Annotated in this window: 8 protein-coding genes; 6 read left to right on the top strand and 2 right to left on the bottom strand. The window is 59.9% G+C overall.

Annotation, left to right across the window (positions count from 1 at the left end; all coding sequences use genetic code 11):
- Nucleotides 1-162 precede the first annotated feature (162 nt).
- Together Q0C48_RS10510 and uvrA are read right to left on the bottom strand one after the other, a co-directional pair.
- On the bottom strand, nucleotides 163-408 hold the full coding sequence (locus tag Q0C48_RS10510; protein WP_291524130.1) for a GlsB/YeaQ/YmgE family stress response membrane protein: 246 nt from the start codon (nucleotides 406-408) through the stop codon (nucleotides 163-165).
- Nucleotides 409-473: 65 nt separating this feature from the next.
- The gene (uvrA, locus tag Q0C48_RS10505; RefSeq protein ID WP_291524128.1) at nucleotides 474-3281 is read right to left on the bottom strand and encodes an excinuclease ABC subunit UvrA; all 2808 of its coding nucleotides are present in this window, start codon (nucleotides 3279-3281) and stop codon (nucleotides 474-476) included.
- An 85-nt stretch (nucleotides 3282-3366) separates the two neighbouring features.
- Between uvrA and Q0C48_RS10500 the strand changes: the two genes are divergently transcribed.
- From Q0C48_RS10500 to Q0C48_RS10475, 6 genes are all read left to right on the top strand, one after another.
- Complete coding sequence (locus Q0C48_RS10500) at nucleotides 3367-3840, top strand: single-stranded DNA-binding protein (protein ID WP_291524126.1); 474 nt, start codon at nucleotides 3367-3369, stop codon at nucleotides 3838-3840.
- 203 nt (nucleotides 3841-4043) lie between these two features.
- Nucleotides 4044-6239: a class I SAM-dependent DNA methyltransferase gene (locus Q0C48_RS10495; protein ID WP_291524124.1), complete on the top strand. Its 2196-nt coding sequence runs from the start codon at nucleotides 4044-4046 to the stop codon at nucleotides 6237-6239.
- A 298-nt stretch (nucleotides 6240-6537) separates the two neighbouring features.
- Nucleotides 6538-7518 carry an Abi family protein gene (locus tag Q0C48_RS10490; protein WP_291524122.1) on the top strand — a complete coding sequence of 327 codons (981 nt, stop codon included), beginning with the start codon at nucleotides 6538-6540 and terminating at the stop codon, nucleotides 7516-7518.
- Nucleotides 7515-8852, top strand: coding sequence for a restriction endonuclease subunit S (locus Q0C48_RS10485; protein WP_291524120.1), 1338 nt, complete (start codon nucleotides 7515-7517; stop codon nucleotides 8850-8852). Before Q0C48_RS10490 ends, Q0C48_RS10485 begins: the two co-directional genes overlap by 4 nt.
- Nucleotides 8852-9955 carry a Fic/DOC family N-terminal domain-containing protein gene (locus tag Q0C48_RS10480; protein WP_291524118.1) on the top strand — a complete coding sequence of 368 codons (1104 nt, stop codon included), beginning with the start codon at nucleotides 8852-8854 and terminating at the stop codon, nucleotides 9953-9955. Before Q0C48_RS10485 ends, Q0C48_RS10480 begins: the two co-directional genes overlap by 1 nt.
- 105 nt (nucleotides 9956-10060) lie before the next feature.
- Nucleotides 10061-11347 (top strand): type I restriction endonuclease (locus Q0C48_RS10475; protein WP_291524117.1); only part of this gene is annotated, 1287 nt, incomplete at its 3' end.

Here is an 11347-nt window from a genome sequence, read left to right as displayed (position 1 = left end):
GAAGGCGTGCGCATGATCGAACAACGCGGCGTGCGCATCGACGGCACGGTGGCCGAAGATCGCACGCTCAAGCTTGGCACAGGCACCGTGGTGCTGCAAGTGGGCAAGCGCAAGTTCGCCCGGGTGACGCTGGGCTGAAGCGGCGCGGGTCGGCGCGTTCGGTCAGGCTTTTTTCACCAGCCGGATCAGCCACAGCAGCACGATGGCGCCGATGGTTGCCACGATCAGGCTGGGCAGCAGGCCGCCGCCGGGAAACAGGCCGAGCAAGCGGAACAGGAAGCCGCCGATGAAGGCACCGACCACGCCGACCACCATGTCGCCCAGCATGCCGAAGCCGCCGCCGCGCATGATCTTGCCTGCCAGCCACCCGGCAATCAGGCCGATGATCAGAAATCCGATGAGTCCCATGCCGCACTCCTTCGCCCGCAGGCGGTTGACGATGGGCGCAAGGTAACAGCGTTGCGGTGAAATCGTTACGCGCCGCGCAGCACCCGCCCCAGATAGGGGCCGGTGACGCTGTCGGGATGCGCGGCGATGGCCTCGGGCGTGCCTTCGGCGATCAGCAGGCCGCCGCCCGCGCCGCCCTTGGGGCCGAGTTCGACGATCCAGTCGGCGCTGGCGAGCACGTCGAGGTTGTGCTCGATCACGACGATGGTGTTGCCGGCGTCGCGCAGTTTGAACAGCACGCCCAGCAGCAGTTCGATGTCGGCAAAGTGCAGGCCGGTGGTCGGCTCGTCGAGGATGTACAGGGTGCGCCCGGTGTCGCGCTTGGAGAGTTCGAGCGCCAGCTTGACGCGCTGCGCCTCGCCGCCCGACAGGGTGATGGCGGACTGCCCGAGGCGGATATAGCCCAGGCCCACGTCCATCAGGGTCTGCAGCTTGCGGGCGATGGCGGGCACGGCGCCGAACACATCGAGCGCCTGCTCCACAGTGAGGTCGAGCGCCTGCGCGATGCTCAGGCCACGGTAGGTGACTTCCAGCGTTTCGCGGTTGTAGCGCTGGCCGCCGCACACATCGCATGGCACGTAGAGATCCGGCATGAAGTGCATCTCCACCTTGACCGCGCCGTCGCCCTGGCAGGCTTCGCAGCGCCCGCCCTTGACGTTGAACGAGAAGCGTCCGGCGTCATAGCCGCGCTCGCGCGCAATGGCAGTTTGCGCATACAGCTCGCGGATCGGGGTGAACAGCCCGGTGTAGGTGGCGGGGTTGCTGCGCGGGGTACGCCCGATGGGGGACTGATCGACCGCGATCACCTTGTCGAGCTGATCGAGGCCGTCGAGCGCGGCATACGGCGCGGCCTCCAGCCCGGCCCGGTTGAGTTCATGCGCGCAGGCGGCGTAGAGGGTGTCGTTGATGAGCGTGGACTTGCCCGATCCGGACACCCCGGCGACGCAGGTGATGCGCCCGAGCGGAAACCGCGCCGTGACGTTGTGCAGGTTGTTGCCGCAGGCGCCGCTCAGGGTCAGCCATTGCTCGGGGGCGGCGTGCTGGCGCGGCTTGCCGCGAAACACACTGCGCTGGCCGCTGAGGTAGGCGCCGGTGAGCGAGTTGGGGTCGGCCATGACCTGCTGCGGCGTGCCCTGGGCGATGATGCGCCCGCCATGCTCACCCGCGCCCGGCCCCATGTCCACCACATGATCGGCACACAGAATGGCGTCGGCGTCGTGCTCGACCACCAGCACGCTGTTGCCCAGGTCGCGCAGGCGCTTGAGGGTGGCGATCAGCCGGTCGTTGTCGCGCTGGTGCAGGCCGATGGAGGGTTCGTCGAGGACGTACATCACCCCCACCAGCCCCGCGCCGATTTGCGAGGCCAGACGGATACGCTGCGCTTCACCACCCGACAGGGTTTCGGCGGAGCGGTCGAGGCTGAGGTAGTTGAGGCCAACATCCACCAGAAACTTCAGGCGACTGCCGATTTCCTTGAGGATGCGCTCGGCGATGAGGGCTTCCTGCCCTTCCAGTTGCAGATGGGTGAAGTGTTGCAATGACGCGCGGATGGACAGCGCCGAGACTTCCTGAAGGGCCAGCGGGCCAACCCTGACCATCCGCGCCTCCTCGCGCAGGCGACTGCCATTACAGGCGGGGCACCGCAAGCGGCCCATATAGCGCATGATTTCTTCGCGGATGAGATTGGACTGGGTTTCGCGCAGGCGCCGCTCCAGGCCGGCAATGACGCCCTCGAAGCTCAGCTTGTGGCTGCGCGCCCCTTGCTGGACGGTGATGCGTTCGGAGCTGCCGTGGAGAATCTGCTCGCGGATGTCGAAAGCCAGATTTCGCCATGGGGTGTCCAGCGAAAAATGAAAGTGTGCGGCCAGCGCCGTGAGCAGGGGCGCGTAGTGCTCCTGATAGCGCTTGGTCCAGGCGGCGATGGCCCCATCACGCAGGCTCAGTTCCGGATTGGGGACGATCAGGTCGGGGTCAAAAAAGGTGATCTCGCCGAGGCCGTCACAGCGCGGGCAGGCCCCGGCGGGATTGTTGAAGGAGAAGAGGCGCGGCTCCAAAGGCGGAAAGGAGCGCCCGCAACTGGGGCAGGCATGGTGAGCGGAAAACAGTCGCTCTTCCGCATGCTGTGGTCCCATGAGGACGACGATGGCCTGATCTTCGGCGAGGCTGAGGGCGGTTTCCAGCGATTCGGCCAGGCGCGGTCCGCTGTCGCCGCGCAGTACCAGGCGGTCGATGACGGCCTCGATGCGATGCTTGCGCTTCTTGTCCAGGGTAGGGATTTCATCCAGTTCGAGGAGTTGACCATCCACCCTGGCGCGGATCAGACCGCGGGCGCGCAGGCTGCCGATGATGTCCTCGTGGCTGCCCTTGCGGTCACGCAGCACCGGCGCCAGGATCATGAGCTTTTCGCCTTCGGGCAGGGCCAGGAGCTGATCGACCATCTGGCTGATGGTCTGACTCTGAATGGGGGCGCCGCAGCACCATGGGGTGCCGGCACGGGCATAGAGCAGGCGCAGATAGTCGTGAATCTCGGTGACGGTGCCGACGGTGGAACGGGGGTTATGGGAGGTGGATTTCTGCTCTATGGCGATGGCGGGGGAAAGTCCCTCAATCGCGTCCACATCGGGCTTGCCCATGAGGGAGAGAAACTGGCGGGCATAGGCCGAGAGGCTTTCCACATAGCGGCGCTGACCCTCGGCGTAGAGGGTGTCGAAGGCCAGCGACGACTTGCCCGATCCGGACAGCCCGGTGATGACGATGAGGCGGTCGCGCGGTAAGGTAAGGGAGATATTTTTGAGGTTGTGGGTGCGGGCGCCCCGGATATGGATGTGTTCCATGCAGCCGACATGCTCTTTTTGGGGACAATGGGTTAGTATAAAGCTTTCGGGGACACCCGTCCCCTGCAGATAAGGAGATCAGACGATGGCGGGAGTGAACAAGGTCATATTGTTGGGGCATCTGGGACGGGACCCGGAGATGCGCTATCAGCCCAGTGGCGGCGCCATCGCGAACTTCAGCGTCGCGACTTCTGAGACCTTCAAGGACAAGGAAGGCAACAAGCAGGAGCGTACCGAATGGCATCGGGTGGTGCTCTTCGGACGCACTGCGGAAATCGCCGGCGAATACCTGCGCAAAGGCAGCATGGCCTATGTGGAAGGCCGCCTGCAGACGCGCAAGTGGACCGACAAGGAAGGGCAGGAGCGTTACACCACGGAGATCGTGGGAGACCGTCTGCAACTGGTGGGCGCGCGTGGGGGCGGTAGCGGCGGTGCGGCTAGCTTCGATGAAGAAGATCAGTCCCGGCCGAGTGGTGGCGGCAGCAGTGCGGGGAGTTCGCGGAAAAATGAGATGCCGCCCGTGCCGGCGGAGGATTTTGATGATGATATTCCGTTTTAAAATATACCTATAGTTAATATGTAAATACCATTCCGCAAGCAAATCAACCTTACGCATTCAAATTGGGTTGTTCTGCTTGGGGATGTGCGCGTGGCGCGAGCGGCGGTTGGGGGAATGCTCAATGCTATGTGCTGGGTTCTTACTCTAAAATGGCCGAGAAATTCATCAAAGATCGGTTAAAAACATAATTCGGAAAAGGCCCAATGACTGCTGAAATCCATCGCCACCTTGCCAACGATATCTGGAGTATATGCAACCTGCTGCGCGGACCATACAAGCGCAACGAATACCGCAAGGTCATCCTACCAATGACCGTATTGCGCCGTTTTGATTGCCTGCTCAGCCCGACCAAAGCGCAGGCGCTGACGACCTTCAATCAGTATAAGGGTAAGCCGGAGAGCATCATCCGCAGCGTGATGCAGTCGGTCACTGGTTATCCGTTTTATAACCTGTCGCGGTTGGAGTTGCGTTCCTCGGAGAAAGGCGTTAATTCGTTGCTGGATGACCCCAGTAATCTCGCGCCCAATCTCAACAGCTACATCAACGGCTATTCGCCCAATATTCGCGCCATTTTCGAGAGATTCAAGTTTGGCGAGCAAATTGAACGCATGAGCGAGAAGAATCTGCTATTTAAGGTGGTGCAAAAATTTGCCACCTTTGACCTGAGTTTTGCGAGCCTGTCAGCCGATCGGGCCGCGATGCAGATGGGCTATGTATTCGAAGAGCTGATCCGAATCGGTGCCGAACAGTCCAATGAGGAGGCCGGCGAGCACTTCACGCCGCGCGAAGTCATCAAACTAATGGTCAACCTGCTGCTGTCGCCCGAGCAGGACCTGCGCCGCAGCCACGTCGTCAAGACCATCTACGACCCGGCCTGTGGCACGGGAGGGATGCTATCCGTGGCCGAGAAGTATATCCGCGACCTCAACAGCGAGGCCAAGCCGCATCTCTACGGGCAAGACTGGAACGATGAAGCCTGGGCCGTCTGCCGTTCCGACATGCTCATCAAGGGCGAAGACGCCGACAACATCGCACTAGGTGACACCTTTACCAAGGATGCCCACGCCCGCGACGAACAGGGCCAGAAGCGCCGCTTCGACTACATGCTCGCCAATCCGCCGTTTGGCGTGGAGTGGAAGCAGCAGCAGCGCACCATCGAGCACGAGCGTGACACCCTTGGCTACCAAGGCCGTTTTGGTGCAGGCACACCGCGCATCAACGACGGGGCCTTGCTGTTCCTGCAGCACATGATCGACAAGATGCGCTCGGCTTCCGAGGGCGGCAGCCGCATCGGCATCGTGTTCAACGGCTCCCCCTTGTTCACTGGTGATGCCGGCGGCGGCGAATCCGAAATCCGCCGCTGGATCATCGAAAACGACTGGCTCGAAGCCATGGTCGCGCTACCCGACCAGCTGTTCTACAACACCGGCATCAGCACTTACATCTGGGTGCTGTCCAACCGCAAAGAGCCGCATCGCAAGGGCAAGGTGCAACTCATCGACGCCCGCAACCACTGGGTGCCGATGGAGAAAAGCCTGGGCAACAAGCGCCGCCGCATTGGCGACCCCAGCGACAAGCCCAAGGACCCGGACTACATCGGCGACATCACCAGCCTGCACGGCCAGTTCGTGAACGGCACCACCCGCTGGGTGCTGTTCGATAAGGGCGGGAAGGTGGTGACTTTGACCAGCGCTGCGCCAGATGAGCCTGCGCCCGAAGGGCAAACGTGGAAAGAACTGGTCGTCAGCAAACTGTTCGACAACGAGGATTTCGGCTATCACAAAATCACCGTCGAGCGCCCGCTGCGCCTGAACTTCCACGCCACATCGGAACGCATGGCCCGCCTGGAAGGCGAAACTGCCTTCAAAAACCTGGCTACCAGCGCCAAGAAGGGCGGGGCCGCTCGCCTGAAAGACATCGAAACCGGTGAGGCCCGCCAGCAGCAGATCCGCGAACTGCTGGCCGAATTTGCCAGGCGTCACTCAGAGCAAATCAATGACCGCAAGGTGTTTCTGGAGCGCCTCAAGCCCATTGACCGTGAACTCGGCGTGCGCCTGGGCGCCCCTGAACTGAAGGCAGTGGTCAATGCCCTGGGTGAGCGCGACGAGAACGCCGAAATCTGCCGTAACCGTGATGGCGAGGCCGAACCCGATGCCGAACTGCGCGACACAGAGAATGTGCCGCTGAAAGAGAGTATCCAGGCCTACTTTGAGTGCGAGGTGCTGCCCCACGTACCCGATGCCTGGATCGACCACAGCAAGACCAAGATCGGCTACGAGATCCCGCTCAACCGCCACTTCTACCGCTACGAGCCGCCGCGCGAGCTTTCCGTGATCGAAGCCGAAATCAAGGCGCTGGAGGCCGACATCGTGCGCCTGCTGGGCGAGGTGACGGCGTGAACGGAAGCTTGGCTTTCGCTTCCTGCGCCAGTAATATGCTGGCCAACAACACCCGCCAAGGCTATGCGCGCAAGCGCACCCTCAAACCGGCGGGTTACTTTTTTAATGCCCGAACCTGTGCCTTTGCCCACAAGATTTCCCAACAACACCCCTCACGCCTCTCATGGAAGCGCACCAGAGGGGTTACTTTTTTTAGCTTGACCGGTGCCGCCACGGCATCTAGAATTCATCTCAACACACCCGCCATGCCTCTCCACGATGCACACTTTGGCGGGTTTTTTGTTTCTGGGGTTTGCCGATGAGCCATTTCGACAAGCCTGCCTACTCGGTTGACCAGCACCTCGACACGCTGCGCAGCCGTGGCCTTGACATCAATAACGAAGCCAGAACCCGGCACTACCTTAGCAATATCAGCTATTTCCGGCTATCCGCCTACACCCGCCCGTTCTATACCCCGAATGAGCCGGAACATCATTTCCTGCCAGGTACTCACTTTGACGATGTGCTGGATTTGTATGTGTTTGACCGCGAACTGCGCCTGTTACTACTCGATGCCATTGAGCGTCTGGAAGTGGCATTGCGAGCCCAGTTGACCAATACACTGGCGGAACATCATGGCCCGCATGGCTATCTGGATGCCACCTTGTTTGATAACCGCTACGACCATCGCTGGTTATTGGATACGCTGGAAAAAGCAACCGGGGAACGCGAGGTTGAGTCCTTTCTGGCGCACTATCGCCGTAAATACACCGCCGCACCAGTGCAGCCGCCAATCTGGATGGCGGTTGAACTGCTGACCTTCAAGCAGGTTTCCGTGCTGTTTGCCCACTTGCGCCAGGCCCAGGATACCCAGCGCATCGAAACGCACCTTGGCTGGAAGTTCCCACTGCTCAAGTCCTGGTTTCGCAGCCTCTCCGACTTGCGAAATGTTTGCGCTCACCATGCGCGGGTGTGGAACCGCGAGTTTGGCAGCCGTCCGGAAATGCCGAAAAAAATACCGGCCCACTGGCCTGCCATCCCCGAGGCCATTGCCACCGGTGCCCGCACGCAATCGGATCAGATGCTCAACCCGCGTCGCCGACTCTACTTACAACTGGTCGTGATCGAATCCTTGCTACAGGTGGTCTGCCCGGAAAGCCGCTGGACAGAACGGCTGGTAGCCTTGCTGGATCGCTATCCACAGGTCTCGCGCCCGCATATGGGTTTCCCGCCGGATTGGGATAAGGAAGGTTTCTGGAAAACCGCCGTAGATAGTGCCAGACAGGAGAAGATGGCATGAAATACGCCGTGTATGAAGACTATAAATCCAGCGGCATTGGCTGGATTCGTGATTTTCCAGCCCATTGGGAACTCAAGCGACTGAAATATGTTGCTAACCGAGCTGAAATGAAGGTCGAGTCTGACGAAGACAATCCGCTTCCATATATTGGTTTGGAACAGGTTGAACCCTGGACGGGCCGCATTGTTGATCTTTACGATGATTTGGTTCCGACTGGCGTTTCCAATCGATTTGAGGCTGGCGATACGCTGTTCGGTAAGTTACGCCCTTATCTGGCCAAGGCGTGCAATGTCGATTTCGATGGCCTGTGTTCATCTGAATTGCTGGTGTTGCGCGGCAAGACCTATGACCGAAATTTTCTGCTTTACCATCTGCTGAGCCATGGGTTCATCAATCTCGTTGACTCGTCGACCTACGGGTCAAAGATGCCTCGTGCAAGCTGGGACTTCATTGGCATCTGTGAACTGCCATTGCCCCCCATCGACGAACAACAAACCATCGCCCGCTTCCTCGATGCCAAGACCGCGCAGATCGACGCGCTGGTGGCGCAGAAGCGGCAGCTCATAGCCAAGCTCAAGGAAAAGCGCAGCGCCCTGATCGCCCGCACCGTCACCCGTGGCCTGCCACCTGAAGCCGCCAAGGCAGCGGGGCTGGAGCCGCATCCGGAGATGAAGAATTCTGGGGTGGATTGGCTAGGCGAGGTGCCGGAACGGTGGAAGGTTTTGCCACTAAGACGGCTTATCAAGTTCGTGAAAACAGGAAACACACCAAGCGGTGCAGAAGACCATCACTTTGAGGAAAATGGCTTTAACTGGTATTCGCCGAGCGACTTTTCCGACGATATTTACCTGGGGCTCGCAAACAGGGCCTTGTCAGCTGAAGGCAAAACAGAGGTTCGGATCTTTCCAGAAAAGACTGTGATGCTCGTGGGAATTGGTGCAACCATTGGAAAAGTCGGGATAGCCTTGGGTGAGTGCTCATGCAATCAGCAAATTAACGCAATTGGCTGCAATTCCAAACTTGATCCCGTTTTTGCAACTTACTACCTAAAGATTTTGCGTGATTTCATTGTGAAGTGCGGGAAATTCACAACTTTGCCAATCATCAATCAAGATGAAACCAAAAATCTAGTTTTTACGGTTCCCCCACTTTCGGAACAGTCGGCTATTGCAATCTATCTTGATCGTGAGACCATCGAAATCGATCGATTGATGGTTCAGGTTGATGAGGCAATCTCTCGACTCACCGAATACCGCCAAGCCCTCATTACCTCCGCCGTCACCGGCAAGATCGACGTGCGGGCAGTCGCAAGCCTTGAGACGGAGATGGCCTGATGCAGCCTTACACCCCTGATGCCTTACCACTTGCCGGCCTGGACTACGCCCGCCTGATTGCCCACATCGGCCCGGCCAATGCAGCGCTGGCGCGGTATGACGGACTGCTGCAAAGCGTCATCAACCCCGGTGTAATGCTCTCGCCCTTGACCAACCGCGAAGCGGTATTGTCGTCCAAGATTGAAGGCACGCAGGCGACTGTGGACGAGGTGCTGGAATACGAGGCCGGGCTGGAGTTTGGTGGTGAGAAGGCCAAGGACATTCAGGAAATCGTCAATTATCGCAAGACGCTGGTCATTGCGTCTGAGTATGTGCAAGAGCGCCCAATCACGCTGGCGCTGGTGAAGCAAATGCACGCGGTGCTGATGGACAGCGTGCGCGGTGCCAACAAAACACCGGGCGAGTTCCGGCGCGATCAGAACTGGATCGGCCCGGCGGGTTGCACCATCGAGCAGGCGAGCTTTGTGCCACCGTCGCCATTGCAGTTGCTCGACCATTTGCAGGCGTGGGAGCGTTATCTGGCCGGCACCGACCTTGACCTGCTGGTGCAGGTGGCGGTGGTGCATGCCCAGTTCGAGTTGATTCACCCGTTCAAGGACGGCAATGGGCGCATTGGCCGCCTGCTGATTCCGCTGTTTTTGTACCAGAAGCGGGCACTGGCCAGCCCAATGTTCTACCTCAGCGATTATTTGGAGTCCCATCGGGAGCTGTATTACGCCGGGCTGCAAGGTGTCAGCCGAGAGGGCGACTGGACGGGTTGGATCGCGTTTTTCTTACAAGCCATCACCCAACAAGCCCAGGCAAACACCGAGCGGGTGCGCGAGATTTTGGCCTTATATGAACGCATGAAGCAGCAGATCACCGAGCTGACCCGTTCGCAGCACGCCATCACGGTGCTGGATGCGTTGTTTGATCGTCCGATTTTTCAGTCCAGTGACTTTGTGCAACGCATCGGCATCGCCAAGCAAACAGCGCTGCCTTTTTTGCGCAAACTGCGCGAGGCGGGGGTGCTGCACCCGTTGCGGGAACAAAGCGGGCGGCGTTCGGCCATTCTGGCTTTCAAGGAATTGCTCAACAGCGCGGAAGGCAGGCAAGTCATTTGAGTCCGGGCTAGCACAGACAACACGACTTGTGTCCAGTTTTTTTTGAAAACCAATACACAAAACGTTTTGTGTGGTTCTGGTTAGACACAAACCAAGGGATAAGACATGGCGCAAACCAGCGAAAGAGCCTTTGAGAACTACCTGGAGCAGATGCTGGTCGAAGGCGGCTGGCTACCCGGCACCAACGCCGAGTGGGACAAGGCGCGCGCGCTGTTCCCGGCGCGGGTATTCGCCTTCATCGAAGCCACCCAGCCCAGGCTGTGGGCCGAGATGACCGCGCAGCACGGCAGCAACGTCCAGCCGATGCTGCTGGAGGCGCTGCTCAAGGAGTTGGACATCAAGGGTAGCCTGCACGTGCTGCGCCACGGCTTCAAGTTCTACGGCAAGTTGTTCCGGCTGGCCTATTTCAAACCCGCCCACACTTTATCGCCCGATGTGCTGGCGCTGTACGGCCAGAATCAGCTCACCGTCACCAGGCAAGTGCCTTGTCACCCCGGTGACCACAGCACGGTGGACATGGTGCTGGCGGTCAATGGCCTGCCGGTGATCACCATCGAGCTGAAAAACCCTGGCACGCACCAGACCTGGCGGCACGCAGTGAAGCAATACCAGAGCGACCGCGACCCACGCGCGCCGCTGTTCGAGTTCAAGAAACGCGCGCTGGTGCATTTTGCCACCGACCCGGACGAAGTGTGGATGACCACACGGCTGGCGAAAGAAAAAACCTTTTTCCTGCCCTTCAACCGGGGCAGTCATCCGGGACAGATTCAGTGCGGCGCAGGCAACCCGCAGCATGCCAGCGGCTACCGCACCGGCTACTTCTGGCAGGAAACCCTGCAGTGCGACAGCTTTCTCGACATCCTCGGCCACTTCCTGTTCATCGAGAAAGACGAACAGAAGGTGGACGACGGCCGGGGCGGCAAGAAGCTGGTCACCACCGAGAAGCTGGTGTTCCCGCGCTACCACCAACTCGATGCGGTGCGCGCGCTGGTGGCAGCGGCCCGCGTGGAGAGCGCTGGCCACAATTACCTGATCCAGCACTCAGCGGGCAGCGGCAAGACCAACAGCATCTCGTGGCTGTCGCACCGGCTGGCTAGCCTGCATAACGCGCAGGATCAGAAGGTGTTCGACTGCGTGATCGTCATCACCGACCGCAAGGTGCTGGACAAGCAGTTGCAGGACGCGATCTACCAGATCGAACACGCGCAGGGTGTGGTCAAGGCGATTGACCAGGACGCCAAGCAACTGGCTGATGCCTTGATCGATGGCACCAAGATCGTCATCACTACGCTGCAGAAGTTCCCCTTTGTGCTGCGCGGCCTGTTGCACGCGGCTGGCGCGGAGAATCAGGACAAGGCCAGCGACGAGGAGAAGGCCCAAGCCGGGGCTTGG

This window comes from Acidithiobacillus sp., assembly GCF_023255755.1.
Lineage (GTDB): Bacteria > Pseudomonadota > Gammaproteobacteria > Acidithiobacillales > Acidithiobacillaceae > Acidithiobacillus.
Note: the sequence above shows the minus strand (reverse complement) of the source record. Positions and strands in the feature narration are given on the sequence as shown.

What these genes read in the sequence shown, in the direction of transcription:
- Q0C48_RS10500 (WP_291524126.1), top strand. Translation starts at nt 3,367, where the DNA reads ATGGCGGGAGTGAACAAGGTCATATTGTTGGGGCATCTGGGACGGGAC.
- Q0C48_RS10480 (WP_291524118.1), top strand. Translation starts at nt 8,852, where the DNA reads ATGCAGCCTTACACCCCTGATGCCTTACCACTTGCCGGCCTGGACTAC.
- Q0C48_RS10485 (WP_291524120.1), top strand. Translation starts at nt 7,515, where the DNA reads ATGAAATACGCCGTGTATGAAGACTATAAATCCAGCGGCATTGGCTGG.
- uvrA (WP_291524128.1), bottom strand. Translation starts at nt 3,281, where the DNA reads ATGGAACACATCCATATCCGGGGCGCCCGCACCCACAACCTCAAAAAT.
- Q0C48_RS10490 (WP_291524122.1), top strand. Translation starts at nt 6,538, where the DNA reads ATGAGCCATTTCGACAAGCCTGCCTACTCGGTTGACCAGCACCTCGAC.
- Q0C48_RS10510 (WP_291524130.1), bottom strand. Translation starts at nt 408, where the DNA reads ATGGGACTCATCGGATTTCTGATCATCGGCCTGATTGCCGGGTGGCTG.
- Q0C48_RS10495 (WP_291524124.1), top strand. Translation starts at nt 4,044, where the DNA reads ATGACTGCTGAAATCCATCGCCACCTTGCCAACGATATCTGGAGTATA.